General features: G+C 55.7%; 24 protein-coding genes and 3 pseudogenes. 15 read left to right on the top strand and 12 right to left on the bottom strand.

Annotated features, from left to right (window positions below; genetic code table 11):
• Genes IEI95_RS08945 through IEI95_RS08925 form a run of 5 tightly spaced genes read left to right on the top strand, consistent with a single transcriptional unit; the run spans nt 1 to nt 6532 of the window.
• Nucleotides 1–651, top strand: coding sequence for an isochorismatase family protein (locus IEI95_RS08945; protein WP_156538390.1), 651 nt, complete (start codon nt 1–3; stop codon nt 649–651).
• Complete coding sequence (locus tag IEI95_RS08940; protein WP_156538389.1) at nt 648–905, top strand: phosphopantetheine-binding protein; 258 nt, start codon at nt 648–650, stop codon at nt 903–905. The genes IEI95_RS08945 and IEI95_RS08940 overlap by 4 nt, the downstream gene beginning before the upstream one ends.
• Nucleotides 902–4849: a non-ribosomal peptide synthetase gene (locus tag IEI95_RS08935; protein WP_194416315.1), complete on the top strand. Its 3948-nt coding sequence runs from the start codon at nt 902–904 to the stop codon at nt 4847–4849. The genes IEI95_RS08940 and IEI95_RS08935 overlap by 4 nt, the downstream gene beginning before the upstream one ends.
• Nucleotides 4846–5607, top strand: coding sequence for a 2,3-dihydro-2,3-dihydroxybenzoate dehydrogenase (locus IEI95_RS08930; RefSeq protein ID WP_156538387.1), 762 nt, complete (start codon nt 4846–4848; stop codon nt 5605–5607). The genes IEI95_RS08935 and IEI95_RS08930 overlap by 4 nt, the downstream gene beginning before the upstream one ends.
• Nucleotides 5600–6532, top strand: coding sequence for an alpha/beta hydrolase (locus IEI95_RS08925; protein WP_156538386.1), 933 nt, complete (start codon nt 5600–5602; stop codon nt 6530–6532). Before IEI95_RS08930 ends, IEI95_RS08925 begins: the two co-directional genes overlap by 8 nt.
• Before the next feature lie 361 nt (nt 6533–6893).
• Here the strand turns inward: IEI95_RS08925 and IEI95_RS08920 are convergent.
• Nucleotides 6894–7546, bottom strand: a pseudogene (locus IEI95_RS08920) (IS6 family transposase).
• A 200-nt stretch (nt 7547–7746) separates the two neighbouring features.
• Between IEI95_RS08920 and IEI95_RS08915 the strand changes: the two are divergent.
• Together IEI95_RS08915 and IEI95_RS08910 are read left to right on the top strand one after the other, a co-directional pair.
• Complete coding sequence (locus IEI95_RS08915) at nt 7747–7890, top strand: hypothetical protein (protein WP_156538384.1); 144 nt, start codon at nt 7747–7749, stop codon at nt 7888–7890.
• A gap of 15 nt (nt 7891–7905) precedes the next feature.
• Nucleotides 7906–8244, top strand: a complete 339-nt coding sequence (locus tag IEI95_RS08910; protein ID WP_194416314.1) for an aminotransferase-like domain-containing protein — start codon at nt 7906–7908, stop codon at nt 8242–8244.
• Nucleotides 8245–8347: 103 nt separating this feature from the next.
• Here IEI95_RS08910 and IEI95_RS08905 read toward each other — a convergent pair whose 3' ends face one another.
• Nucleotides 8348–9067 carry a GntR family transcriptional regulator gene (locus tag IEI95_RS08905; RefSeq protein ID WP_156538382.1) on the bottom strand — a complete coding sequence of 240 codons (720 nt, stop codon included), beginning with the start codon at nt 9065–9067 and terminating at the stop codon, nt 8348–8350.
• A gap of 188 nt (nt 9068–9255) precedes the next feature.
• Here IEI95_RS08905 and IEI95_RS08900 point away from each other — a divergent pair.
• Nucleotides 9256–9459, top strand: a pseudogene (locus IEI95_RS08900) (VOC family protein); the annotation flags it as partial.
• Here IEI95_RS08900 and IEI95_RS29385 read toward each other — a convergent pair.
• Entirely contained in the window at nt 9417–9575 is a 159-nt protein-coding gene (locus IEI95_RS29385) for a GntR family transcriptional regulator (protein WP_234890799.1), read from the bottom strand. The pseudogene IEI95_RS08900 and the gene IEI95_RS29385 overlap by 43 nt on opposite strands.
• Nucleotides 9576–9584: 9 nt before the next feature.
• Nucleotides 9585–9716 carry a hypothetical protein gene (locus tag IEI95_RS29615; RefSeq protein WP_272951332.1) on the bottom strand — a complete coding sequence of 44 codons (132 nt, stop codon included), beginning with the start codon at nt 9714–9716 and terminating at the stop codon, nt 9585–9587.
• Nucleotides 9717–9846: 130 nt separating this feature from the next.
• On the opposite strand from IEI95_RS29615, the gene IEI95_RS08890 reads away from it, so the two are divergent.
• The 5 genes from IEI95_RS08890 to IEI95_RS08870 are packed head-to-tail and all read left to right on the top strand — an operon-like array spanning nt 9847 to nt 15640.
• Nucleotides 9847–10902, top strand: coding sequence for an amidohydrolase family protein (locus tag IEI95_RS08890; RefSeq protein WP_197435780.1), 1056 nt, complete (start codon nt 9847–9849; stop codon nt 10900–10902).
• Nucleotides 10895–11788 carry a VOC family protein gene (locus IEI95_RS08885; RefSeq protein WP_156538381.1) on the top strand — a complete coding sequence of 298 codons (894 nt, stop codon included), beginning with the start codon at nt 10895–10897 and terminating at the stop codon, nt 11786–11788. Before IEI95_RS08890 ends, IEI95_RS08885 begins: the two co-directional genes overlap by 8 nt.
• A 28-nt stretch (nt 11789–11816) precedes the next feature.
• Nucleotides 11817–13391 carry a bifunctional 3-(3-hydroxy-phenyl)propionate/3-hydroxycinnamic acid hydroxylase MhpA gene (locus IEI95_RS08880; protein ID WP_194416313.1) on the top strand — a complete coding sequence of 525 codons (1575 nt, stop codon included), beginning with the start codon at nt 11817–11819 and terminating at the stop codon, nt 13389–13391.
• Between the two features lie 52 nt (nt 13392–13443).
• Nucleotides 13444–14757 (top strand): MFS transporter, encoded by a 1314-nt coding sequence (locus IEI95_RS08875; protein ID WP_156538379.1) that lies wholly within the window; start codon nt 13444–13446, stop codon nt 14755–14757.
• 34 nt (nt 14758–14791) lie between these two features.
• Complete coding sequence (locus IEI95_RS08870) at nt 14792–15640, top strand: fumarylacetoacetate hydrolase family protein (protein ID WP_156538378.1); 849 nt, start codon at nt 14792–14794, stop codon at nt 15638–15640.
• Nucleotides 15641–15720: 80 nt separating this feature from the next.
• Here the strand turns inward: IEI95_RS08870 and IEI95_RS08865 are convergent, their stop codons facing one another.
• From IEI95_RS08865 to IEI95_RS08855, 3 genes are all read right to left on the bottom strand, one after another.
• Entirely contained in the window at nt 15721–16473 is a 753-nt protein-coding gene (locus IEI95_RS08865) for an IS6 family transposase (RefSeq protein ID WP_156538449.1), read from the bottom strand.
• 335 nt (nt 16474–16808) lie between these two features.
• The gene (locus IEI95_RS08860; RefSeq protein ID WP_194416312.1) at nt 16809–17801 is read right to left on the bottom strand and encodes an IS30 family transposase; all 993 of its coding nucleotides are present in this window, start codon (nt 17799–17801) and stop codon (nt 16809–16811) included.
• 423 nt (nt 17802–18224) lie between these two features.
• Nucleotides 18225–19250 (bottom strand): hypothetical protein, encoded by a 1026-nt coding sequence (locus tag IEI95_RS08855; RefSeq protein ID WP_156538377.1) that lies wholly within the window; start codon nt 19248–19250, stop codon nt 18225–18227.
• A 623-nt stretch (nt 19251–19873) separates the two neighbouring features.
• On the opposite strand from IEI95_RS08855, the pseudogene IEI95_RS08850 reads away from it, so the two are divergent.
• Nucleotides 19874–20660: pseudogene (locus IEI95_RS08850) on the top strand (RHE_PE00001 family protein); the annotation flags it as partial.
• 44 nt (nt 20661–20704) lie between these two features.
• Here IEI95_RS08850 and IEI95_RS08845 read toward each other — a convergent pair.
• Nucleotides 20705–21334: a type 1 periplasmic-binding domain-containing protein gene (locus IEI95_RS08845; protein WP_156538376.1), complete on the bottom strand. Its 630-nt coding sequence runs from the start codon at nt 21332–21334 to the stop codon at nt 20705–20707.
• A 467-nt stretch (nt 21335–21801) separates the two neighbouring features.
• Complete coding sequence (locus IEI95_RS08840) at nt 21802–22041, bottom strand: hypothetical protein (RefSeq protein WP_194416311.1); 240 nt, start codon at nt 22039–22041, stop codon at nt 21802–21804.
• A 358-nt stretch (nt 22042–22399) separates the two neighbouring features.
• Here IEI95_RS08840 and IEI95_RS08835 point away from each other — a divergent pair, with 358 nt between their 5' ends.
• Nucleotides 22400–23416, top strand: coding sequence for a GlxA family transcriptional regulator (locus tag IEI95_RS08835; protein ID WP_234894835.1), 1017 nt, complete (start codon nt 22400–22402; stop codon nt 23414–23416).
• A 427-nt stretch (nt 23417–23843) separates the two neighbouring features.
• Here IEI95_RS08835 and IEI95_RS08830 read toward each other — a convergent pair whose 3' ends face one another.
• From IEI95_RS08830 to IEI95_RS08820, 3 genes are all read right to left on the bottom strand, one after another.
• A complete protein-coding gene (locus IEI95_RS08830) occupies nt 23844–24158 on the bottom strand; it encodes an addiction module antidote protein (RefSeq protein WP_156538374.1) in 315 nt (104 codons plus the stop codon).
• 4 nt (nt 24159–24162) lie between these two features.
• Nucleotides 24163–24459, bottom strand: coding sequence for a type II toxin-antitoxin system RelE/ParE family toxin (locus tag IEI95_RS08825; RefSeq protein ID WP_156538373.1), 297 nt, complete (start codon nt 24457–24459; stop codon nt 24163–24165).
• 199 nt (nt 24460–24658) lie between these two features.
• Complete coding sequence (locus IEI95_RS08820) at nt 24659–25543, bottom strand: NAD(P)-dependent oxidoreductase (RefSeq protein ID WP_194416310.1); 885 nt, start codon at nt 25541–25543, stop codon at nt 24659–24661.
• Nucleotides 25544–25570 lie beyond the last annotated feature (27 nt).

Below are 25570 nucleotides of genomic sequence, written 5' to 3'. Positions count from 1 at the left end.
ATGGGACTGCCTAAAATCGCCACTTACAATCTTCCGACCGCCGCCGAAATTCCAGCAGCCCGGGCAAAATGGGCCTTTGACCCCAACCGCGCCGTGCTGCTGATCCATGACATGCAGAGTTATTTTGTGGGCGCGTTTGAGCAGCACACGTCGCCCATTGCGCCGGTCATTGCCAATATCCAGCGCTTGAAGGCTGCGGCAAGTGCTGCGGGCATGCCGGTTTTCTATACGGCGCAAAACGGCAATCAGGATCGGCGCGACCGCGGCCTGCAAGCCGATCTTTGGGGGCCGGGCATGAGTGATGCTGTGGAACATCAGCCCATTATCGAGCCATTGCGCCCAACCTTGAGCGATATTGTCCTCGTCAAGCATCGCTACAGCGCGTTCCAGATGAGCAATCTTGCCCACCTGATGCAGGTCCGCAACCGCGACCAGATCGTCATCAGCGGGATCTATGCTCATATTGGCTGCTTGATGACGGCGGGTGAAGCGTTCCAGCGCGATATAAAGCCCTTCTTTGTGGCAGATGCGCTGGCTGATTTCTCGCGCGAGCAGCACGACATGGCGTTGAATTATGTGGCGGCGACATGCGGCGTTCCGCTTGCCGTTGATACATTGATTTCCGCAATAGAAAGCAAGGTGACCGCATGACCCAGTCTTTCAGCCTTGACTTCATGCGTCGTGATATCGCCACCATCATCCATCTTGATCCAGACGAGATCGGTGACGAAGACAATCTGATGGATCTGGGGCTGGACTCGATGCGAGCCATGAACCTCGTTGTTCTTTGGCAGAAGCGCGGGGTGCCGCTTGATTTCTCCGAGATGGCGCTGCGCCCGACACTGGCTGGCTGGTGGCAACTCGCCGCACGGCATCTGGACACTGTTTTGGAGGCCCGGTCATGACGGTGTATCCGGCGCAAGCTGTGTCCAACGGCACGGCACGGCAATTTCCCTTGACGCAGGCACAGGCAGGTATCTGGTTTGCGCAGTGCATTGATCCCTCCAATCCCGTCTTCAACACGGGCCACTCTGTGGACATTGAGGGGCCGCTTGATGTCGCGGCTTTGGAACGCGCCGTGCGTCAGGTGGCGATGGAGGCCGACAGCTTTGCGGTTCGTGTGATCCGCAAGGATCTCCAGGTGGTGGATGAGAGCAATCGTCCGCTGCTACGAGTGGAGGATCTGTCCGGTTGTGATGATCCCAAGGCAGAGGCGCTTGCCGCCATGCAAGCCGATATGACCTGTGCTGTTGATCTGGCCAAAGGCCCGTTGGTCCGGGTCGTGCTCTACAAACTCGGTGGCGGTCACTTTGTGCTGTATCATCGTATGCATCACCTAGTGACCGACGGCTTTGCAACGGGTCTGGTGACGCAACGCATCGCCGAGCTTTACAATGCGAGCATCACAGGCAGCACACCGGGCACACCGTTGGGAGATGTCGAAGCGGCGCTGTCTGAGGAGAACGCCTATCAGGCATCGGAGCGGGTCAAGCGGGATGAAGCCTATTGGCGCGAGGCCTTGCAGGACTTGCCTGAGGTCGTGGGCATGAAGCCCGGACTGGCTCGCACTGCGATGTCCTACGATCATGCCGACTATCTGCTTCCTGAAGCTCTTTGCGATAGAATCCTGACATTTGCCCAAGCGAGAAACCTGTCCTGGCCAGATATTTTGACGGCTCTCGCTGCTGCCTACATCGCTCGGCATATCCGCAGCAACGAGGTCGTCGTCGGTGTGCCCTTCATGGGGCGCTTTGGCTCAGTTGCGGCGCGTGTTCCGACAATGCTGATGAATATCCTGCCGTTGCGCCTCAAGATCGACGAGGATGCGACACTGAGCGATTGGCTTTACGAGGCGGCTGGGCGCATCGCGCGAGATCGGCGGCATGGACGCTATCGCGGCGAACAAATGCGCCGTGATCTTGCCCTTCTCGGCGGTCAACGGCGGCTTTATGGCGCGCTTATCAATATTCTGCCATTTGATGCTCCGCTAAAGCTTGTCGGTCTGCAAACCCATCTGACCAATGTGGGAACTGGCCCGGTTGATGATATCACCTTCAGCTTTCGCGGCACCCCCTCGGCCCGCCACCTCACGCTTGAGGTTGATACCAACCCCTCCCTTTATGAGTCAGGCGAGGCGATGCAACATGCCGAGCGACTGGCGGACTTCATCCGTGCAGCTATTGATGCAGGCCTTCAAGGCCTGTGCCTTCGCGATGTTGCCACTGTCACGCAAGACGAACACCGCTGGCTGATTGAAGGCCTGAACAATACAGCACATCCGGTGACGGGCCTGACGCTGTCGCAGTTGATTGAACACAATCTGGCATGCTTTTCTGAGAAGCAGGCCGTGCGTTTCGGGGATCAGGCTCTATCCTACGGGGAACTTGATCAGAGAACGGCAGCACTTGCCGAAGCGCTGATGGAACGCGGGGCAGGGCGCGATACAATCGTAGCCGTCACACTGCCGCGCTCCCTCGATCTTATTGTCGCGTTGATTGGAATTTTGCGTGCTGGTGCCGCCTATATGCCGCTTGATACCAGCCATCCAAAGGAGCGGCTGGACAGGATATTTGCCTCCTCACGCCCGATTGTTGTGCTATCGGCAGATGTTGGAGATACCGTGGGCGGAGCGGCAGCGTTCACGCCATCGGCATGGCCCGTCAAACCTCGGGGTGGTGAGCTTGCCGAGACCAGTGGAGACAGCGCCGCCTATGTGATCTACACGTCTGGCTCCACAGGAGAGCCAAAGGGTGTCGTGGTCGAACATGCGGCAATCGTCAACCGGCTCGAATGGATGCGGCAACACTACGGCTTTGGCGCACAGGACGTGTTTTTGCAAAAAACACCGATGACATTTGACGTCTCGGTCTGGGAATTCTTTCTTCCCTTTCTCTGCGGGGGATGCCTTGTGGTCGCGCCGCCTGATGCGCACAAAGACCCCAAGGTGATGGCGCAGATGATCCGACAGCATAAAGTCACGACAGTGCATTTTGTGCCATCAATGCTGTCGGCCTTTCTGTCAGACCCGGCGGCACAGGGTCTTGCCATGAAACGGGTCTTTTGCAGCGGTGAGGAACTGACCGCCGATCTGCGCGAACGCTTTCACCAAAGGATGACCGCAGAGTTACACAATCTCTACGGCCCGACCGAAGCGGCTGTGGATGTCAGCTACTGGTCGGCGGATGTCAGTGATCAATCCCGTCCAGTTCCGATCGGCTACCCCGTCTGGAACACGCGGCTCTATGTGCTTGATGATTATTTGCGGCCCGTTCCTGTTGGTGTTGCAGGCCATCTCTTTCTTGCTGGTGTCCAACTCGCACGCGAATATCTCGGTCAGCGTGAGTTGACCGCGCAACGGTTCGTTGCAGACCCCTTCCATCCGGGGCAGCCTATGTATCGGACAGGGGATCTCGCACGCATTCGCCCGGATGGCGCAGTTCTCTATCTTGGACGGTCCGATCATCAGATCAAACTGCGCGGCCTGCGCATTGAGCTTGGCGAAATCGAAACAGCGATCCTCTCCCATCCCTCGGTCACGCAGACAGTGGTGGTGCTGCATGAAGATGCGGTGGGGGAAAAGCGGATTGTCGCTTACGCCACACTTGAGGATGGAGCGATAAGCGATGGAGCAGATGCAAGCATTCTTGCCCATATCGGTGGCCTTGTCCCGGATTATATGTTGCCCTCGATCATAGTCGTTCTCGACGCCTTGCCAATCAACGCCAATGGCAAGCTCGACCGCAAACGTCTGCCAGCTCCGGTCTTTGCCGGAGGGCGCGGCAGGGCACCCGCCACCCAAACCGAAAAATTGGTTGCAATGTTGTTCGAGCGGGTTTTGAAAGCACGCGGGCCATTCCAGCTGGATGACGATTTCTTCGATCTCGGAGGACATTCGCTGCTCGCAATGGAGCTTATGCTTCACGTACGCGAAATCACCGGCCATGAGGCAGGCATCGGCGTGTTGTTTGAGCATTCAACTGTGGGTAGGCTTGCTCATTTTATGGACAAGGTGCCTTCTGCCGAGAGCGATGGACTCCAGCCACTAATCAAGCTCAACGCCGTCGATCTGGGCATGGGCCCAATGTTCATGCTGCATCCCGCAGGCGGGATTTCCTGGTGCTATAACGGCTTTGCCCGGGCGCTCGCGCCGGAACTGCCCGCTTGGGGTGTTCAAGCAACAGCTTTGGATACCCGTGCAGAGGCACCACGGAGCCTTGACGAAATGGCACGCGACTATGCCGACCGCATCGCCTTCATTGCAGATCAGGAAACAATCCACCTGCTTGGCTGGTCGGTTGGAGGTATTCTCGCTCAGGCTGTTGCCGTGCATTTGAAGGATATGGGACAAAGAGTCGGTGTAGTCACCATGCTGGATGCCTATCCTTGCGATTGCTGGCGCAACGAACCGGATCCCGGACCGGGTGCTGAACTGAAGGCTCTTCTTGCCATTGGTGGGCATGACCCCGACACCTTGCCGGATCTGCCGCTGACCCGTGAAGCGGTCACAACCTTTCTTGCAGAAAGTGGCAGTCCATTAGGCAAGCTGCCATCTGCGGCGCTTGACGGCATGGTTCGTGTGGTCTCGCTGAACAACCGTCTTGTGCGCGATCATCATCATCGCCGGTATGACGGACCTGTCCTGCATTTTCGTGCAGCAAATGATCATAGCGATGAAAAAGGCCTTCGCCCGGAACGCTGGGAACCTTATGTCGGATCGCTCAAAGTTCATGATGTTCCGTTCGTCCATGCCCACATGACAGGAGCGGACGTAGTCGCCCGGGTCGTACCCATCATCAAGCAGGCGCTCGTGGATTATGCGAGGACAGAGGAAATCGAGGAGCGGTCATGAGCGAGTTTAAAGGGAAGGCAGCTTTTCTGACAGGCGCTGCGGGAGGAATCGGCCGTGCCGTCGTGCAAGCGCTTCTGCATGAAGGCGCAAGGGTTGTGGCCACCGATGTTTCGGTGGAATCTCTGGCGGATCTCTCTTGCGATCATCTCCTTGCCAGATCACTGGACGTGACAGTTGGTGCTGATGTTGAACGGCTGGTGGCGGAGATGGCCCTACAATGCGGCGGCATTGACTTCGGCATCAATATCGCTGGTGTCCTGTCCACGACATCTGTTCTTGAAACAACCGATAGGGAATGGGAACGGGTCTTTTCCATCAACACGGCAGGTGTCTTCCACGTTTCACGCGCGCTGGCGCGGTGCATGGTTGCACGCCGCAAGGGCAGCATTGTGACCGTTGGTTCCAATGCGGCCGGTATCCCGCGCAAGGATATGGCTGCCTATGCTGCGTCAAAGGCTGCTTCAACCATGTTCACCCGTTGCCTCGGCTTAGAGCTGGCCGAATACGGCATTCGTTGCAATATCGTTGCGCCGGGATCGACGTTGACGCCCATGCAAACGGGCATGTGGAGTGACGACCGCGGCGACGAGCGGGTGATCGAGGGTTCGCTGGCAAACTTCAAGACGGGTATCCCGCTTCGCAAGCTTGGCACGCCTGATGATGTTGCAAATGCGGTCCTGTTCCTTCTTTCGGACAAGGCTGGCCATATCACGATGGCGGATATCTATGTAGACGGAGGTGCAACGCTTCATGCCTGACAATCAGCTTGAGAAAACATGGGCGGGTGTGGGGACGGGCCATGACCTGCCGGAAGTCACCTCCATCTCACTCGCCCCGCAGCCTCTCGTCATGCCGGGCTGTCGTCGCTTTCCAATGCGTTCATTGGAAACCGATCTCGAATACGAAATCTTTGTCTATGTCCCCGACATCGAGCCACCGGCTTCGGGCTTTCCTGTTATCTATTGTCTTGATGCCAACTCGGATTTCATCACTGTTGCGGAGACCGTGCGCCGCGTCTCGCGTCGCCCAAAGGCAACCGGGATCGCTCCGTCTATTGTCGTGGGTATTGGCTACCCGAACACCAACGGATATAACGTCGATCGCCGCCACCGGGATTTCACAGCCAACTCAGCAGATCCAGACGTATTTGCAGATTATCCGAGGGACTGTTGTGGCGGCCAGGCGGCCTTTATCCGCTTCCTTGGTCATCAGTTGCGGTCCCATATACAGTCATCTCTGAATGCCGACGCTCATCGTCGCATCCTTCTGGGGCATTCGCTTGCAGGCTATTTCGTCCTTGATCTACTGGCGAAATATCCAGACATGTTCGATGGATACATCAGCTTCAGTCCTTCAATCTGGTGGGATCGGCCCGGCCTTTCGCAAACGTTGACATCCGCACGTGCGATCGCAAAACCGATACGTCTCTATACTGCGGTTGGACGATGGGAGCAGGAGCTTGCGCCGTGGCAGGATAGCAAAAATTTCAGCAGTCAGTATGATGAAATTCGTAAAGTCAGACGTATGATCGACAATACGCGCCAAATCTCATCCGAGATCAGCACCACCTTCGGGGCTATGGCAAACGTCCAGTTCGAAATTGGCCCTGAAGAGGACCATGCGACAATTGTGACAACGTTGTTATGCCGGGCATTGCGCTTTGTTGGCGGTGCCTCTCGGTGAGGACAGAAATGAGCTTACATCAAATCAGTACGTACCTGACATTCAGCCTGTCTGGAACGAATGCTTTCGCATTTACGGAAAGGCAGTGCTCTTATGAGTAGTTTCTTTAATCCAGCTGTCTTTATCGCTGACCGTGATCCTTGCTTCGCTAATCAAGAGCGGTAGCGTCGCCTTATGTTCCAATCGACGAATTGAAATCCACGGCATTGATTTCATACAACATTCGACAACGTAATTTCATGCCAGACGGCCATAGCCTCAGTGCGAAGTTCACGGTGCTCTGCAGCGGTTTGATGCTTGCGGTGAAGGGGCACTGTAAACTTGCCGCCGTGAACGCAACATCTAGGCGTGAGGAATTAGTTCATACGGTGTGAAGGCGCGCGAGTTGGTGCCATGCTTGCATGGCTTCTGTTCGCAGTTCGCGATGGTGGGAGGATGGAATATCGTGGCGGGGAATGTGAAAGAGGTTGGCGATCGGGTCGTGTATGGACACGAAACGCTGAAGGTGTCGCGCTGACTTGAAGCGCTTCATGATCCTTTCTCTTCGTCGGACGGGCTGATGGGAGTTTTCCGCCCAATTGTTCTATCCTTTGTGAGAACGATGCTCAACGCCGGGCATGATCTCCCGCTTTGCCGCACCATAGGATCGCAATTTGCCGCCTTGGCATTGCGGCGGCTTTGCACCAATACGTCGAGAACAAAGCCGTCCTGATCAACGGCGCGCCAAAGCCAGTGCTTCTTTCCACCAATGGTGATGACAACCTCATCGAGATGCCATTTGTCCCCGAGCCTGCCGGCAGATCGCTTCCGGATATCGTTGGCAAAGTGTCTGCAGAATTTGTCAGCCCAGAGCTGCACGGTTTGATGAGAGACGATGACGCCACGCGCTGCCAGCAGATCCTCGACCATCCGCAGGCTCAGCAGAAACCGGAAATAGAGCCAAACGGTATGGGCAATCACCTCGGCTGGAAATCGGTGGTGACGATAAAGTGGATCACGGCTAGATCTGGTCATGCAGCCAGATCCCTCATTTTGATCGATGTTCGGTTAACGTTACGAGGCCCGACGCGGCAATATTGATCCCGACGCTGCACAATCCCACAGGGAAAATCTGGCCTATGTCGCGCCGGCAGGATCTGCTGACAGCCGCCTCCCGCGACGGCACGCTCATTATAGAAGATGACGCCTATGGCTAGTTGGCAGATATACAGCCGATGGCTGCTTTGCATTCCAACGCCCCGATCCTGTTCGTTTCGACGCTTTCCAAGACCGTAGCTGCCGGGCTCTGGACCGGATTTGTCTGGGGCAAAGGCCAAATGATTGAGAACGTGACTTCCGCCGTCTACGCCACAAGCTAGAATATGGCTCCGGTTATGATGGAAGTCGCTATCCAGTGGATCGAAAGCGGCGGCGTGAATGAGCAGGTCGCGAACCAGCGGCTTGAGATCGAGGCTCCACACCGTCTTGCAACGGCATTTTTCACCGAACTGCGAGGAAATCCGCCTTCGCCTCACATCTTCATTTCGACAAAAGCACCGGGTGAGCTGTTTGAATCGGCTGGGGTTCGCGTTGCGTCCTCATGGTCGTTTTCGAGGAGACCGGATGCCCATCCTGGCATACGCATCTGTTTGAGCGCCGCGCCGTCGCGAGTGGCGCTCGATATTGCGCTCTCTCGATGCGCGGAGATTGTTCCGGCTCACAATGTCAATTAGTTTTTTCTAATAATTAAATGTCCACGGAGTGCCTTTAACGCCGTGCTAGCGTGGCTAGGGCACATGGTACAGTAGTCGGGTGGCGTTGTGATCGTTGGACCGTTCAAGCCGGCGATTTGATGTCTCCGGTTTCGCCTGTCTCGAGATCGGCCTTTATGAAGCCCGCGGTTTGTTCGTAATGTCCCTGCAGCAGGCTGACGGCTTCGTCACTGTTCCCATCAAGCACCGCCCTCAAGATGTCCGCGTGCTCTTGGCTGACTTTGCGCACCCGAAACGCCTTGCGACTGGAAAGCGCGCGATAACGCTGAAGTTGGTCAGCAAGCTGTTCGCAGAAGCCGATCAGTGGGCGTGAACCGCATCCGCCGATTAGAAGCGCGTGGAAGGCACGGTGCAAACGCTCCCATTCCGGATTGCTTTCGAACCTTTCAGGATTCAGAGAGCGTGGCGCGCGCTCCAGCCGATGATGCGCCACGAGGAGCGATTCCTCCCACGCCGGGGTGGTATGGGCAATCGATTCACGCAACGCCAGACCTTCTACCCAGGAGCGGGTCTTCGTCAGCTCTCCCAGTTCCTCCAGGCTGATCGGCGTCACGAAGAAGCCGCGCTGTTCCTTGCCGATCACCAGATCCTCGGCGCTCAGGCGGTTTAGCGCTTCGCGCAGCGGCGTTTGCCCCGCGTCGTAATATTCCATGAGGAATCTCAGCTGCAGCTTGCGGCCGGGCTCCAGGCGGGCCGAGAGGATATCGGCCTTCAGCCGTTCGTAAATGCTTGTGGCAAGCGTGGGCGTGCTGTCTGCCGCTTTTGTCTGCACGTCGATGTTCATGGTGCCTCGGTATAACTCCCTGGTTTCATATACACGAACAGGGCAAATTGCAAAATTTATAAATTATGTCTTTAACGATAAGATTTTTGATATTAATTCAAACCATGAGGACAGGAAGACGACATGGGTGGAAGTGAAAAAGGAGTAAGCCCGTTCAGAGGCGCTTGCACCGGCACTGTAAACTTACCGCCGTGGTCCTGGCTGAGGCGCCAACAAATGGGCTGAACCATGTCGCTTTCCTGATGCCGGATACGGAATCCGTCATGCGCGGGTCGGGACGGGTCGTCGATCAGGGCTACCCGATCGGCTCGGACGTCGGGCGCCACGGACCGGGCGACAATGTCTTTGCCTATTTCGTCGATCCGCAGGGCGTGGTGGTCGAATACACCGCATCCCCCTCTTCCAGACCGATCGGCTTGACGAAGAAACCGCGTTGTTCCTTACCAATCAACAGCTCTTCAGTGGACAGCCGATTGAGCGCCTCACGCAAGGGGTTTGCCCGCCCCATACTGCTGCATCAAAGATCGCATCTACTGCTTGGCCCCGGCTCAAGCGCCGTAGACAGGATATCCGCCTTCAGCCGCTCGGAAACACTGGTGGCTAGCGTTGCCGGGATTTCCGCTCCTTTGTTGATCAGATCGACGTCCATGAAAATTCCGATACCCTCACCCGGTTATTTATATACACACTGATTGATCAAATGAAATTTATAAATTTTAGCTTTACGTCGAAAATTTTGTACATTACGACTCTCCGCCAGGGCAGGCACGGAGGATTGAATGAGTGAAACAGGGAGGATGCCGCGCCTTTACCGGCGAGGCTGCGGATGTACGGGTATAGATGTTCACTGCCATGTCGTGCCATCCAGCTTTCCGGCCACACCCGGCGGCAAAGCGCTGAAGGGCTGGCCATCGATCACATCAGTGGTGGATTGCCATGCCACCGTGGTGATTGATGATAAGCCCTACCGCACCATCAATGACGCATGCTGGGTTGCAGAGCGCCGCATTGAAGAGATGGACAAGGCTGGCATTCAGATTCAGGCGCTTTCGCCCATGCCGGAATTGTTCGGCTATTGGATCGACGCTGACGCCGCCGATCACCTGACGCGCCACGTCAATGACGTGATTGCAGCGCTGGTGAGTGAAGGCAAAGGACGTTTTGTTGGCCTCGGCGGCGTACCGCTTCAGGATATCGACCTTTCGATTGTTGAGCTGCATCGGATCATGGCGCTTGGCTTCCAAGGCGTCGAAATCGGCAGCAATATCAATGGCGTTCCGATTGGTGATCCGCGCTTTCATCCATTTTTTGCGGAAGCCGAAAAGCTGGGAGCCGCCATTTTCGTCCACGCCGTTCGGCCTGCGGGCATGGACCGCTTGGTCGGGCCTGCGCCTTTGCAGCAGGTGCTTGCCTATCCAACCGATGTGGGTCTGGCAGCGGCATCAGTGATTACCGGCAATCTTCTCTCTCTGTTTCCGCACCTGCGCATTGCCTTCAGCCACGGCGGCGGCACGCTGGCATCGCTGCTGCCACGACTGGAACAGGGATATTCGACCTTTCCGGCCCTCAAGGAGGCGCTGGTTGAGCGGCCCTCGTTACAGGCTCGCCGTCTCTATGCCGATACACTGGTGTTTGATGCAGACACTTTGCGCCGAGTTGTCTCGGTGTTCGGCGAGGACAAGGTGATGCTTGGCACCGATTATCCCTTCAATTTTCGCGATAAAACACCCTTGGCAAGCGTTGAAGCCGCCTTTGCCGATGACGCTACACGGGAACGTCTGACATTCGCCAATGCCCTGACGTTTCTGGCTCTTGAGGAGACGACGAATGCGTAATTTTCCAGTCATCGCCCTGCGCAGCGTTGAGCTGTCCACGCCCGATCTTGCCGGGTCGGTTGATTTTTACACGCGGGTCTGGGGCCTGAGCGTGGCGGCGGAAACCGGCGGCAAGGTCTATCTCGCAGCCTCTGGCGATGATTTTCATGTGCTGGAATTGAAGGCAGCCGACAAGGCCGAGCTTCGCAAGATCACTTTTCGGGCTGGCTCGCAAGATGATCTCACGGCTCTTTTTGAAAAATGCACCCAAGCTGGCTGCACCGTGATGCGCGAGATCGGCCCTGCTGACGCGCCCTCCGGCGGGCAGCGGTTTGTGGTGCGCGAGCCGCAAGGGTCTGTGATTGAATTCGTGCATGGTGATCTGCGCAAAGAGGGCAAAGCCATTGCCAATCAGGTGCAGCGCTTGGCGCATGTGAATATCAACAGCAACCAGATCGAAGCACTCTCATCCTTCTATCAGGACGTGCTGGGTTTTCAGCTGACAGATCGCTCCAAAATGATGGCCTTCCTGCGCTGCAATGATGATCATCATGCCGTTGTGCTGGCCGAAGCGCCTGTGAATGGCCTCAACCATATTGCCTTTCTCATGCCAGACCTCGAATCCGTCATGCGTGGCTCGGGTCGGGTGGTGGATCATGGCCATTCGATTGGCTGGGGCGTTGGCCGCCATGGCCCCGGCGATAATGTCTTTGCCTATTTTGTCGATCCCACGGGCGTGGTGGTGGAATACACCGCCGAGGTATTGCAGGTGGATGACAATTACCGCGTCAAAGGCCCGGATGAATGGGTTTGGCCACCCGGTCGCACCGATCACTGGGGCATTGCTCCGCCCAAGAGCGAAGCCTGCAAAAAAGCTCAGCTTTCCATAGGCTTTACTGGCGCCTGATCCTTATCCATTGCAGAGGCATTTTTCCGTGAACACCAAACACGAAATTACAAACCGTTATGATGTCCTGATTGTGGGCTTTGGTCCGGCAGGTGCGGTTGCAGCCAGCATGTTCGGCCAGCGTGGCCATTCCACGCTGGTGATTGACCGCATGACCGGGATTTATGAAAAGCCCCGCGCCATTGCCGTGGACCACGAAATCCTGCGGCATTTCGACAATATGGGCGTTGCCGATGAGGTTTTGCCCTTTGTGGCACCCTTCACCGCCTCCCAGCATTATGGCGCGCAAGGCCAGTTGATCCGCCGCATCGATATGGTGCCTGAGCCTTATCCGCTCGGCTATACGCCCAGCATGGTCTTTACCCAGCCCCCGGTGGAACAGGTGCTGCGCCGTCACGCGGACAGTCTGGACACTGTGACCATTGAGCTTGGCACCGAATTGATTGACCTCACGGATACCGGAGACGAGGTTGTTGCAACCTTGCGCACCAGCGACGGAGACGTGCGCAATGTGGCCGCCAAATATGCCATTGGCTGTGATGGCGCTTCCAGCACCGTGCGCCAGCTTGCCGGCATTGTGCTGGAAGATCTGGTGTTTGATGAGCCATGGCTGGTGGTGGATGTGCAGGTGCATGACGAAGCCCTTGCAAAACTGCCGCAAACCTCAGCGCAATTTTGCAATCCGGCGCGGCCAACCAGCTTTATCATTGGCCCGAACAACCATCGCCGCTGGGAAATCATGCTGCTGCCGGGCGAAGATGGCCGCGAGATGGAAAAGCCGGAGAATGTCTGGAAGCTTCTCTCGCCTTGGCTGTCACCGGACGATGGTGATTTGTGGCGCGCAGCCTCCTATCGCTTCCATGCCTTGGTGGCCGATGACTGGCGACGCGGGCGGGTGATCATTGCAGGCGATGCCGCGCATCAGCAACCACCCTTCATCGGCCAAGGCATGTGTCAGGGTCTGCGCGATGTATCCAATCTTGTCTGGAAGCTGGACCGGGTTTTGAAGGGGCAATCGTCGGACACCTTGCTGGATAGCTATACCATTGAGCGCAAGCGCCATGTTCGCACTCTGACGGGCAAGATCAAGGCCATTGGCCAGGTGATCTGCGAGCGCGACCCCACCGCTGCTGCCGAGCGCGATGCGCGCATCATCTCTGAGGGCGGCGGCCAGCCGCTGACGATCACCCGTCAGGAAATCGTGCCGCCGATTGAGGAAGGCTTGATTGCCGCAGAAGGCACACCGGGCCGTGGCCTTTTGTTCCCGCAACCTGCCATCATCACCAATGGCGAAACGGTGCTGATGGACCGCGTGATTGGCAATGGCTGGCGGCTGTTGCTGGATGGCCGGAAAGTCTCGCCGGAAGAGGTTCGTTCGCTCGCACAATCAGCCGAGGGCATCACCGTATGCACCATTGTCCCTGTCGGCTCGCCCTCTGCTGATGGCGTGCTGGAAGAAAAGGATGGTGTTCTGGCCCACTGGTTCGACCGTCATGGCGCCATCGCCGCCCTTGTGCGGCCCGACCACTATGTCTTTGCAGGGGCTGTCGACATCGCTGCCCTTCACCAGCATTTATCCGATCTGCAAACGCGCCTTGCCTGACAGGCGCGGCCACCATTCACCATTTTCATTTCATCGGTTCTGGGAGGAAATCATGACCGAAACCACACCGGGCACCTTGAGACCTTATATGGTCCTGCTGATGCTTTTCCTGTTCCAGACGTTGAATTTTTTCGACAAGCTGGTGTTTGGCCTTTCCGCCGTGCCGATGATGACGGAATTGGGAATTTCGCCCCAGCAATTCGGCCTGATTGGCAGCAGCTTCTTTTTGCTATTCTCGATTTCCGGTGTGCTTGTCGGGCTGTTTGTGATTGGCCGCATTCCGGTGAAATGGATTTTGGTGATCCTTGCTCTGATCTGGTCGATTTCGCAGATTCCGATTTTCTTCAGCAGCTCCATCACGGTTCTGATCGGTTGCCGCATTCTGTTGGGTCTGGGTGAAGGCCCCGGCCTGCCAACGGCGCTGCATGCCTGCCAAAACTGGTTTCATCCGCAAAAGCGCAGCGTGCCAAGCGCCATTGTGGTTCAGGGCATCAGCGTTGGCCTGTTGGCAGGTGGACCGATCCTCACCTATATCATCGTCAATCATGGCTGGCGGTCTGGCTTCCTGTTTTGCGGCGTGATTGGTCTGGTGTGGATTGCCTGCTGGTTGATGGTGGGTGGCGAAGGCCCCTATGCCAAAGAAGATCACAAGAGTGCCGATCAGAAGGGTGCCGTTCTCAGTGATCAAGCGCCTGTGCCAGCCCGCAATCTCTGGCTTGATCCCACTGTCATTGGCGTGATCATCATGTCCACCATGTCCTACTGGATTGTCGGCATGTCGGCCACATGGCTGCCGCCCTTCCTGCAACAAGGGCTTGGTTATTCCCAAGGCCAAACCGGCTCGATTATCTCTGCCGTCTATGTTTTCCAGTCACCGCTCCTGCTGCTTGGCTCATGGGTTGCACAGCGCATGCTGCAAAAGGGTGCCAGCAAGCGCTCCGCTCTTGGCAGTGCTTCCGGCTATGCATTGCTGATCGCAGGACTAGCCCTGGCTGGGTCCGTCTATACCAGCGGTGCCTTGCAGCTGGCGCTGGTGGCCATTGCCTTTGCAGCCCCGAGCCTGACCACGATTTATGGGCCCATCACGCTTGGCGCTATTGCCCCCGCCGTTCAGCGTGGCCGATTGATTGTGGTGATCTATTCCGCCAACGCCATTTCCGGCCTCGCCTCCAATGCGGTAACGGGCGTGATCGTGCAGGCAGCTGGTCCAGATCATCTGACCCAAGGCTATGATAACGCCATGCTGTTTACCGCAGGCATTCTACTGATCGGCGCGGTTGCGGCTTTCGCCCTGATTTTCCCTGAGCGCACCGTTGAGCGTTTTGGCCGGATCACACGCCTTTCCACACGAACACAGGAAGCCTGAGGGCTTCCCACACTCTTATGACAGGAGACGTATAATGAGACTATCCACCGTAACCATTGCCGGAAAAACAACCTGGGGCGTTGTCAAGGGTGATGAATTTCTTGATGTCGGCGCGGTTCTTAAAGCCCGTTATGCTGACCTGAAAGCGGCAGTCACCGCCAATCTTGATGGCGTTGCTGAAGCCACCGCATCAGCGGTGGCAACACCGCTGAGTGCCGTGACCTGGTTGCCGGTGATTGGCAACCCGGACAAAATCCTCTGCGTTGGCCTCAATTATGAAAACCACCGCAAGGAAACCGGACGCACGGAAGTGGAAAACCCCACCATTTTCGCCCGTTATTCCAACAGCCAGACGGGGCACCTCCAGCCGATCATCCGGCCAAAAGTGTCCACGGACCTCGATTATGAAGGCGAGCTGGCCGTGATCATCGGCAAGCCCGGACGCTATATTTCAAAAGACGATGCCATGAGCCACGTTGCAGGCTATGCCTGCTACAATGACGGCAGCGTGCGGGATTTCCAGCGCCATACCCACCAGTTCACACCGGGCAAGAATTTCCCCGACACGGGCGCATTTGGCCCTTGGATGATGACACAGGACGAATTGGGACCGCTGGATGATCTGCGCCTGCAAACCCGCCTGAACGGCACCGTTGTGCAGGACGCCACCTTTGGTCAGATGATTTTCGATATTGCCCGCCAGATCGAATATTGCTCCACCTTCACCCGGCTTGAAGCCGGAGACGTTATCGTCAGCGGCACCCCCGGCGGCGTGGGAGCCAAGCGCAATCCACCCCTGTGGATGAAGCCGGGCGATGTTGTTGAAGTGGAAATCGACAAGCTCGGAATCCTGCGCAATCCGATTGTGGATGAGGCGGTTTAAGCCGCCTCATCCAGAGACATTATCGGGGCTTGTCGCAAACATTTTCGGAGCGCGTGATTATCCCCTGAGCATCCTCGTTTTCACGCTTTGTTAACCTTTTGCAGTCCGAAGAGCCGCGCAAGCAAATCGTTCTGATCGTTGATGGTCCAGCCTCCGGAAAAGCCGAAGCCTTTCCTCAACCACAGCATCGCCTCGAAGCCCGCTATGGTTCGCCGCGCCGTGTTGAAGGATTGGAAGCCGCCGATCTTTGGCATGTTTTTCTTTACCCGGAAATGGTCGCTTTCAATACCTTGCTGGAGATGCTTGGTGACATAATGCACGGGGTCCGGATGGAGAAGCCCATCACCAACCGACGTTTTGATCGTTGAGGGGAAGGTGTTGGCCCCGTCCGTCCCGATCCTGTTCGGCGACAACAAGGGCTCGTCTTTGAGCATCTTGCGGAAGAACCGCTTGGCAGCGTCCAGATCGCGCTTAGCGGTCAGCAGGAAATCCAGCGGATTGCCGTGTTTATCGATGGCTCGATACAGATCGCGCCATTTGCCGCGGATCTTGACGTAGGTCTCATCGATCCGGACCGAGCCGCAATGTGGTCGCCGAAACTGCCGCAGCCGTTTTTCGATTATCGGCGCATAAGCCAATACCCAGCGGTTGATCGTACTATGATCGACCTCGAAGCCGCGCTCAGCGAACATTTCCTCCAGGTCGCGGTAGCTAAGCGGGTAACGCAAGTACCAGGCAACTGCCTGTACAATCAGCCAAGCCTCGAAATGCCTGCCTTTGAAATCATCTTTCGACTGGCGCTTCAGCTTCTCGGCAATGGTATTCAGAATCATGGCTCGCTCCGCAACTTTCGGAGCGGCAAATTCCATACCTATGGTCAACATGCGGTTAAGCCCGAAAATTTGCGACTAGCCCTGCAAAACGTTGAAATTTGGATCCTTGCACCAACTCCCTTGTGTGGAAGTATTGTAGCTCAGGTGTCGATCCGAAATGCGAACGTCAGTTGGCCATAAAGTTAGTGTTCTCGCCAGCCCAGAGAGGAAAATTCTGAATCGATTGGATATTTGTAACATGTTTTGTACAGTCCGTTTTTTTACCGATTAGCATACATGTGAGTTCACGCTGAAGCGCGACCTGCGTGGCTTTCAAGCTAGCTGGCATGTCGCGTCTACGCGAGTAGTTTCTTGCGGAAGACCTCAGCCGGCGTTCGGTAGCCGAGGCATTTACGCGGTGTCTGATTGAGTTGATTGCAGATCTCAATCAGATCGGTGTCGGCTACGGACAACGGATCGACGTCTCTCGAAAGCCATTTCCGCGCTCGCCTATTTGTATTTTCGACCGTTCCTTTCTGCCAGGGCGACTGAGGGTCACAAAACCATGGTTGCGTGCCTATGCCTGCCTGAAGGTACGGCCAGTCAGTGAATTCTGTCCCTCGGTCGAATGTCATTGATCGGCGGGCGAGGTGAGGGAGGCTCCTCAACGCCTGGATGATGCCATCCATGACCGGGCGGGACTGGCGATCATTGTTGCGCAACAAGATCGTAAAGCGGCTCACCCGCTCAACAAGCGATGTCACATTGGCCTTGCCGAACTTCTTGCGGAACTGGATCAGATCGCATTCCCAATGCCCGAACTGCTTGCGATCAGCAACGACATTCGGACGATGCAGAATGTTGAGTTCCGGGCCAAACCTTTGACCATGCTTACGTCTTGCATGTCGTGGTCGTCGCTTAGCTCGATGCTCCGGCAGGTGACGCCACAGCTTGATGGCATGACCGTCGGCCGAGTATGCGAACTTGTAGATTGTCTCGTGACTGACAAAGATCGGATGCTGTTCCAGCCGCATGCGACCGGCGATCTGCTGGGGCGACCAACCATGCATGATCCGGTCGATCACGGACTGCCTCACATTCGAAAACCGCGCCAGCTTCCGCAGCTTGGCCCGCCGTTCGCAAGCCATGTCATGCGCCGTGACGCAGTAATAGCCATTGAGGTCCGGGACCACCTCATCGATGAACGTATTCCGCTTGATTTCACGAAAGATCGTCGAGCGATGGCGACCGAGTGTCTCGGCGATCATCTCAATACTTTGGCCCGCCATACGCCAGCGAGCGATCTTACGGCGTTCGTCCAAGTCGATATGGGAGTAAGTGCGTTTCATTGCGCTTTCCTTGCAAACGATAAACCTTTGTTATCTATTGCAAGTCGCACTTCATCCTTGAACCCACCACATGCACAATTTACCTCAAAGCGGTTGGTTGAAAAATCTGCGAAAATTCTGAACCGGATACCTTTGAGTTTTATTTAAATTCCATAACTCTTCTGCTTTTTGAAAGGCCGAATATAACCAAAATCATTCGCAGTTTATTTAGACATCTTTCGCAAAGTTTTGCAAGTTAGACAGTTTTATTTTTAATGATCGTTATGCCTTACTTAATCCCTGCAATAAGTTATTTCTGTCTGCGAAGATGTGGATGCCGCCGTTACGCTGCCATGACCATTACACCGAAATTGATCTTTATTTTTAGGCACGGTCTCAGGGCATAATAGTGTGATAAGATGTGGCGTCGTTCAAGAGGTTCGCCTATTGCGATAACTCGGGTGTTAATTGGCGCAGATATTGCTGCTGAAGCAAGAAGTTTGAGCCGTTGGTGAGGCGGTCACTGGCGTCGGGTGGCAATGGAAGACTTAGTGTCTTACGCTCTGAGGCCCCATTGGGAGTCGGGGTCGGAGAACCTGTCTTCCCTCTGGTCGATTTACTACCAGGAACCCGGACAACGGGTGTAGTGGATGACGGTTTGTCGACCATGTAAACGGGCACGGGCTTCGGCAGTGGGTCTTTTGCAACCGGTGTGAAGGTCACGCCAATGATGTTATCAATCACCCCGTAGCCGCCAATAGCTGGGCTGCTGTTCCCAAGCGGAACGTACCAGCCAGCAGTAACGCCTGCTTGCAGTTTTGCCTTGTATTCCTTGCTATATCCAATGGTTTTTGGCAAAACCTTGAGGCTTCCGGTATTCGGCAACGCACTGGCCAGAAATTGTTCAATGCCAAAAAATCCTCCTGCGAATGCAGAATGTGGAACGCCTTCTTTCAAAGGCTTACCCTTTTCAATGCAAACGAGATCGCGGTTGGCTTGTTTCTTGCCGTCCTTCACAACGAAGGTTTGATTGCCGCTTGCATTTACGATGGGGTTCCCTTGAGCATCACGCACAGGCTCAAAAAGCGCGCTTACACGCAGTTGGTACTCGTTTTTAGCGAGATGGTTTCCATACTGTTCGTAATTAATGCCGCCCGGTGATGCGCCCGTGCCGCCCGCGAGCCACTGGAAATAGTCATCGCCCTTGCGGCTCTTGTGGCTTCCGCCGAAACCAATCTGGCTGTCTAAAGTCGAAGATGGGGAAATCGATATGTTAATCGCCCACTGGTCAAGTTTAGCCCATTCGAACTTAGGACTGTCTTCCAGGTCGGATATGGCTAGGAATGTCTCGCATTCGACTTGGTTCACGATGTTGTTATAAGAAAATGCCCGCTCCGACTGTGGAGATGGAATAGTTACACACCCCGCTAAACCGAAGAGTGGAATCCCCGCTGCAAAGATATACTTCATATCACTTGACCCCCGCCCGTTAACGTCATGTTAACTAGGATAGACAGCAATAAACAAATACCTGTTGCTATAGCACAACGTCTACGAAAATTGTCGTTTCTTTTATTTATAATATCGTATCGCTGGCATCAGGGCTGTCTAACCAAATCTTTCCTTGAAAAGTTGTACAATTTAAAGACTTCGGGAATAATTTTAGCACAAGTATTTTTAAATTAAAAGATGTCTAGCTATTTCAATTTTTTAGACTGGCGTAGATGCTCTCTACCTTGTGATAAAACATCAGGATCATCTACGTCTTTGTCGTGGCTAAAGGCAGCGCGTGAAAATTCCGCTCAGACCGATGGTGGTAAGGTTACGTGGATTTCACAGGGGGATAAGCTTGGGAAACACTTGTAGCCGTCAAAACACGTCTTGCCGGCACATTGGCCGAGCATGGGGTTCAGCTGGATACGGGATCCGAAATTCCCGAGGGGGGCAAGCGGGATCGGAACTTGTCATTGTCACAGTTCATGGCGGTCTTGGCTCCGATAATATACTTATCGACGGTTAGAGCACCAATCTGCAGTCATGCCATGTGAGGAACGGTAATATCCTTATAGAGTTCGTATAGAAAATAATTTACCATGATTTCAATGGCTTACGATATTGCAAAAATCAGCATGACAGCATTGCTGGAGCCGGCATTCCGCGCCGGTATCGCCTTGGCGCGTCTGGACGAGCGGATCGTCCGTTCGCCGGTGGGTCAGGGATGGATCCAGCGCACCCATTTTACCGACGCCTGTGCCTCGCTGTGGATCGACGGCGAACTCGTCCATATCGAGGATCTCGCCCTCCACGATCATACCCGAGATATTCGCACACCGACCCATGAGCTGACAATCGCCCGCGACATCCTGCGCACCCGCCGGCGCATTGTCTCTCAGCCATCTGGCTGGGCGCTCTCTGCCGACGACGGCCGGAGTTATTCGGCCGGCGCTCGCGATCGCCGCGGCAGGGGAGGGGGAAGATGTCGATGACGTCGAAAATCTCCTCGGCGTGGACTACGCCGCCATCGATGCGGTACTTGCCCGATCGGAGGCCGCGATCGAAAACGCATCGAGGCCCGGCCGCGCCAGTGCGGCAGACAGAGACGCACTGGTCTATGATCTCGACTGGGACGAGGATGCCCGGCTGGAGGAATGGCGCGGCGTGCTGCGCCAAGTCGAAAATCTGCCGGTGGTGATGCAGGCGATCGTTGCCCTCGATGCCTGGAACGAACTCTCCGTCCTTCAGAACGCGCCCTGGCTCGGCCGGTTGCTGGCCGCTTCGATCCTGCGCCGGGCGGGCATCACGTCAGGTGCCCATCTCGCGGCCATCAACCTTGGCCTCAAAACCATTCCGGTCGATCGGCGCCGGCATTGCGATCGCGAAAGAAATCCCAGTCTCCAACTGCTCGAAACTTCTGGCAGCAAAGGTTAAGGAGCCATGTCATAGTCAGATCGTTTGATATTATTGGGGAGGAGGTCACGCAATTCAATTTTGACAGCAAGCTGTAGATCCTTTTCTTGCCCGTCTTCGAACCGGCATGTAACTATGATCCGCGCCTTGTCATCGTTTGTCGCGTGCTTGAGAACCTCGGTATAATCCTCCCTAGCGTCGAAATGGACTTCGAAATCCAGGACATGCGGGGGCCCCTGACGGTTGATCCAGCCGTTCGCTGCGTGAACCTCCACAAAATATCCATTAGGACGGACTCTTGCTGGAAGCAGTGAGATAACGTTGTCAGAATCTGGCTCATGGAAAAGTAAGGAAACTGGCGTGGGGGGCGTGATGTGGGACGCTTCGATCTTAATGCGCCTGATTGAGAACAAGCGTCTATTCCAGTTCACTATTCTGAACACGGCTCGGGCACCTGACATCGCCGCCAAGTACATCTCCAAGGTCGGAATGCCGTCGCCGATGATAAATGCAGTCTGCTTCCGTTGCTCTTCAAGCTGATGGTAAACGTAGTATGCTGCGACTATTGCTACTACCAGTCCTGCCCACCCAGAGGTAGCAGAAAGCCAGTCCTGCAATGTGCATTGAGTGGTTTCACAGATATTCATTTCGGTGTCCTGGAAATTATGTAGTAGTTTCGTAGTACAGGCTTTGCAGCTCGGATGCAGATAATATCATCGATCTCTGGAGCACATGCTTGCCCTACTCGAAAACTTGCATGATTGTAATCTGGAGTCGAGTCAGTGCTGCCGGGGCTTCGCTACGAACGGAAATAATTTTCATATCTACCATGTGGCAGCATTACCTGCGCGCGTTTATGCGGCGAGCGGGAGATGTAACTGATACCAAGGCATCCGGTTGGTCTTGCGACTGCGGGTCTCGATCGCTCCTTCAGCGATGATCTCGTTGGCTGGGCTCTTCCGATGCGCCGCTTCACGAGAGTGTAGTCCACAGGCTCTCGCAAGACAAGGTTCCGCATTGCGAAGAGTTCAAGACTTTTCGTCCGCTCGCTTTGAGAGGGCATCGGGATGCGTCGCATTTCTACAACGAGAACTGAGGAACTATCGCCCCAGCGCTAATTAAAATCAGGTAATTTGGGTTCCGGTACAGTTACTGTTCCAAGAGCTTTACCGTATTCAGAGCCAAAGGAACTGAGCGTCTGTGTGACCGCGCCGAGCCACGCCTCTATCGAACTATCGAGTTTCGCCACAAGAGCCGGCGTTAGTTTCCCGCTCGTAGCTTCGATGGCGATCATGTGAACCGTTTGATCGATGCGCAGCTCCAATGCTCGCATAGACCATTTGGCGGCGAACATTGACGAAGCTCGCTGTCCTGCCCCCAGCGCATTTGCCGCAGATGCTAGGATCGCTGCAACGGTTCCAGCAAGCACGACCGTAACGGCGAGTACAACGTTGCCTTCCGCTGGTGCCAGTCGAAAGGCTGTGTTTCAGCGGGGTCGTTGACCCCACTACAGGCGTCGAACGGTGACCCCAGCCATTCTACCGAAAGGTCAAGTCAGGCAGCAGGTTAGCGTACGCCGACTGGTGTCATTCTTCGGCGCCGAAAGGGGTCAAAGTTCTGAGCGCAATCACACAAAGAATACCGAAGCGGATGGACACTATTTTTTCTCCTGTCTTGACCCCGAGACCATGACAGGAAATGATTTGGCATGAATGCCAATTATCCCTCGTTTCATGCCAAACGCCATGCTGATGCCAACCGCCATTTCGCGCCGGATTGAAATCCTTGTCTTTCCAGATGCCCAGGTTCTCGATGCGACAGGTCCTGCACAGGTCTTCGCATCGGCCAATGAGATGGCGCGCAGAAGCGCCCACCACGAAAAGGGCCCCCTCTACGATATCGCCTTGGTTGCGGAAATGGCGGAGGTGACCTGCAATTCGGGGATCGCGCTGCGGTGTGGGCTCCTCTCGGAAGACCGGCCGGCGCCTGACACCGCAATCGCTGTCGGTGGCAGCGGGGTCAATGCCGCATGCAGCCGTCCGGTCTTGATCGACTGGGTTCGTGACCGTGCGCTGCATGCCCGGCGCATGGCGTCGGTCTGCAGCGGTGCGTTTTTGCTGGCGGAGGCCGGCTTGCTGGATGGCCGCCGCGCCGTGACGCATTGGCATCGCTATGACGAATTCGCCGGGCGGTTTCCGCAGGTTCGCCTCGAACGAGACCCGATCTTTCTGCGCGATGGTAAGATCTGGTCCTCGGCGGGCGTGACGGCCGGGATAGACCTCGCTTTGGCGATGGTTGAAGAGGATCACGGCCGCACACTTGCGCTCGCCGTCGCCCGCGAACTGGTGGTTTTTCTCAAGCGACCCGGCGGCCAGTCGCAATTCAGCGCGCCGCTGAGACTCCAGACCGCCGACGACAGGTTCGCCGATCTTCACGCCTGGATCTCGGCCAATCTGACCCGTTCGCTGACGCTACATACGCTGGCGGATCGGGCGGGAATGAGCCTTCGATCTTTCGCCCGCCATTACCGACAACGGACAGGCCGCACACCCGCCGACGCAGTTGAGATCATCCGGTTGGAACGGGCGCAAGGGCTGCTGGAGACCGGATCTTCCGTCGAAGCTACCGCTCGCAAATGCGGTTTCGGCTCCACGGAGACCATGCGGCGGGTGTTTCAGCGCAGATTGGGCGTTGGGCCCAAGGACTGGCAGGAGCGGTTTCACGAGTGAGGACACTCAGCTTGGCACCCTCGAAGTGGGCAACCGGCATCCATCGGATCAATCTGAAAGCAGACATTTGCAAGTATGATGCCTCGAATGAATGCGAACTCGACGACGAGTGAGCTATAGAGAAGTCGTCGTACAATCGGTGGGTTTATTGGAACGGTGACGAGCCAGATCGACGTGAAGCGCTTTTTAAGGATGCCATCGCGACGCTCTGGGCGCCTGCTTTTAGCGTTTTCGCTTCCTGCCGCCGGTCTCCTGCCGGCCCCATTCCGGACACGCAACTTCTTGGGCTGGCTGGGCTTCAGCACCATCTTAAATGTCGAAGGTGGCGCGGTTCACATCCGTTCAAAGCGTTAAAACGGTATGAGATGCGCTGCCTCGATCTGCTACGGACAAAAGGACCGGGCCAGCGGAGGCTTGAGTTTGCCGGTCACTTAGCAGTGGCGACAGGCCCGCCGTCGGATTTCAGTACAAGATTTAGCCTGTAACCAAGTGCGTCAGCTACTTTTGCGATCGTCCCAAACTCTGGGTTGCCATCCCCACTCAATGCCCGGTAGAGAGCAGGTCGGGTAAGCCCGGTGTTCCGAGAAAGATCCGACATGCCGCGCGCGCGCGCAACAACACCGAGAGCGCGAGCGATATGGTTTGCGTCGCCATCTTCGCTGGCAGCTAAAAGATATTCCGTAATAGCTTCCTCACTTCCAAGGAACTCGGCGGAGTCGTACTCAAATGTCTCAAGTGGCATGCGGTCACTCCTTCAATTGCTGCGCTAGCTTTTTGGCCAATCGAATGTCTTTGTCTTGGGTACTCTTGTCGCCGCCACAGAGAAGAACATAAACGACCGATCCGTCCCGGACAAAATAGACCCGATAGCCGGGCCCGTAGTCAATGCGGAGTTCGCTCACGCCGCCGCCCACCGGCTTTACATCGCCAGGATTTCCTGCGGCTAGGCGATCAATACGGTCTGCAATTCGAGCTCGGGTGCGGAAGTCTTTTAGCTTTTTGATCCAGTCCGCATAATCACGGGTGCGTCTAATCGTGAACATCACATTATGTAACCCATAAGGGACAAAACATCAAGTCTGTGGTGCTCTGCCGCGCATAAATATTCGAGAATCTTTATTGTGCATGTGGCCAGCTATAAGATTGTCGTCGGTTCACATCCGTTCAAGGCGGCACATCCCCTTAGCTCCCAAGCTGTTCTCCCCGAGTCGCCTCTTATCGGTTGTCTATGCACTCACTGCATTAGTTTGAAGGATCGTTTGGGGCGTGGGCATGGCCATGACGTGCCAGTCCGGCTAAGGCGACGGACCAGTCATCGGCTCCGAGGCCCATTGTCGCCGCGCGAGACAGTTGTTCACGCAATGCCGCAAGGATGCCCGTCTTTGCTGTATCGTTCCCGGCGACCGCGGCGAGCAGTTCCATATCCTTCATTGGCAAAGCTAGTCCGGTCGGAGGGAGCGGCCGAGTGCCGGTGACAGAGGGAGCGTAATTTTTGTAGATCGGGCAGGAAAACAGCGTTTTGGTCATCAAGGACATGAAGGCGTCAGCATCAGCTCCTTGCATGTTAAGAATAGCCGTTGCCTCCGCCATGGCTGCGACTGCTGCGCCAATGAGATAGTTGCCACAGAGCTTTGCAACATTGGCCTGACGGGGTTCCTGACCAATCGGCCAGAGACGGCCGAAGGTTTCGAGATAGGGACGGGCCCTTTCAATGAGTTCAGCATTCCCTGCCACGCAGATATTGGCCGCCTGTAGTTGTACGGCCTCCGGTCTGCCAAACAGCGGTGCCGACAGATATCCAACACCCGCAACCGCGTGCAACCTTGCGAGGTCATCTGCAAGATCGGGGCTGAGCGTCGACAGGCAAACGTGCAGGGTCTGTGGCGCCGCCTGAGAAATGAGTTCGGATGTCATGGTCGCTAGAACGGCTTGGTCATCGAAAAGAGCTGAGATGACCAGATCGGAAGCGAAAGCATCGCTCAGGTCTTTTGCTGCCGTTGCGCCCAGTTCGACCGCTCTGTCGACTGCAGCCTGCGAACGGTTCCAGACCTTTACTTCCCCGAGCGATAGAAGATGCGGAACGATCTCCGATCCTATTTTTCCAAGGCCAATAACTGAAACTGACATCTGCTTTCTCCTTTGCAGGAAATCCAT

This window comes from Agrobacterium vitis (assembly GCF_014926405.1).
In the GTDB taxonomy this organism is placed as follows: Bacteria; Pseudomonadota; Alphaproteobacteria; order Rhizobiales; family Rhizobiaceae; genus Allorhizobium; species Allorhizobium vitis_H.
Note: the sequence above shows the minus strand (reverse complement) of the source record. Positions and strands in the feature narration are given on the sequence as shown.

Bases quoted from the DNA above. Each gene is read 5' to 3' on its own strand.
- IEI95_RS08945 (WP_156538390.1), top strand. From the start codon at position 1: ATGGGACTGCCTAAAATCGCCACTTACAATCTTCCGACCGCCGCCGAA.
- IEI95_RS08940 (WP_156538389.1), top strand. From the start codon at position 648: ATGACCCAGTCTTTCAGCCTTGACTTCATGCGTCGTGATATCGCCACC.
- IEI95_RS08935 (WP_194416315.1), top strand. From the start codon at position 902: ATGACGGTGTATCCGGCGCAAGCTGTGTCCAACGGCACGGCACGGCAA.
- IEI95_RS08930 (WP_156538387.1), top strand. From the start codon at position 4,846: ATGAGCGAGTTTAAAGGGAAGGCAGCTTTTCTGACAGGCGCTGCGGGA.
- IEI95_RS08925 (WP_156538386.1), top strand. From the start codon at position 5,600: ATGCCTGACAATCAGCTTGAGAAAACATGGGCGGGTGTGGGGACGGGC.
- IEI95_RS08915 (WP_156538384.1), top strand. From the start codon at position 7,747: ATGGCTGCTTTGCATTCCAACGCCCCGATCCTGTTCGTTTCGACGCTT.
- IEI95_RS08910 (WP_194416314.1), top strand. From the start codon at position 7,906: ATGATGGAAGTCGCTATCCAGTGGATCGAAAGCGGCGGCGTGAATGAG.
- IEI95_RS08905 (WP_156538382.1), bottom strand. From the start codon at position 9,067: ATGAACATCGACGTGCAGACAAAAGCGGCAGACAGCACGCCCACGCTT.
- IEI95_RS29385 (WP_234890799.1), bottom strand. From the start codon at position 9,575: ATGGGGCGGGCAAACCCCTTGCGTGAGGCGCTCAATCGGCTGTCCACT.
- IEI95_RS29615 (WP_272951332.1), bottom strand. From the start codon at position 9,716: ATGGACGTCGATCTGATCAACAAAGGAGCGGAAATCCCGGCAACGCTA.
- IEI95_RS08890 (WP_197435780.1), top strand. From the start codon at position 9,847: ATGAGTGAAACAGGGAGGATGCCGCGCCTTTACCGGCGAGGCTGCGGA.
- IEI95_RS08885 (WP_156538381.1), top strand. From the start codon at position 10,895: ATGCGTAATTTTCCAGTCATCGCCCTGCGCAGCGTTGAGCTGTCCACG.
- IEI95_RS08875 (WP_156538379.1), top strand. From the start codon at position 13,444: ATGACCGAAACCACACCGGGCACCTTGAGACCTTATATGGTCCTGCTG.
- IEI95_RS08870 (WP_156538378.1), top strand. From the start codon at position 14,792: ATGAGACTATCCACCGTAACCATTGCCGGAAAAACAACCTGGGGCGTT.
- IEI95_RS08865 (WP_156538449.1), bottom strand. From the start codon at position 16,473: ATGATTCTGAATACCATTGCCGAGAAGCTGAAGCGCCAGTCGAAAGAT.
- IEI95_RS08860 (WP_194416312.1), bottom strand. From the start codon at position 17,801: ATGAAACGCACTTACTCCCATATCGACTTGGACGAACGCCGTAAGATC.
- IEI95_RS08855 (WP_156538377.1), bottom strand. From the start codon at position 19,250: ATGAAGTATATCTTTGCAGCGGGGATTCCACTCTTCGGTTTAGCGGGG.
- IEI95_RS08845 (WP_156538376.1), bottom strand. From the start codon at position 21,334: ATGAATATCTGTGAAACCACTCAATGCACATTGCAGGACTGGCTTTCT.
- IEI95_RS08840 (WP_194416311.1), bottom strand. From the start codon at position 22,041: ATGTTCGCCGCCAAATGGTCTATGCGAGCATTGGAGCTGCGCATCGAT.
- IEI95_RS08835 (WP_234894835.1), top strand. From the start codon at position 22,400: ATGCCAATTATCCCTCGTTTCATGCCAAACGCCATGCTGATGCCAACC.
- IEI95_RS08830 (WP_156538374.1), bottom strand. From the start codon at position 24,158: ATGCCACTTGAGACATTTGAGTACGACTCCGCCGAGTTCCTTGGAAGT.
- IEI95_RS08825 (WP_156538373.1), bottom strand. From the start codon at position 24,459: ATGTTCACGATTAGACGCACCCGTGATTATGCGGACTGGATCAAAAAG.
- IEI95_RS08820 (WP_194416310.1), bottom strand. From the start codon at position 25,543: ATGTCAGTTTCAGTTATTGGCCTTGGAAAAATAGGATCGGAGATCGTT.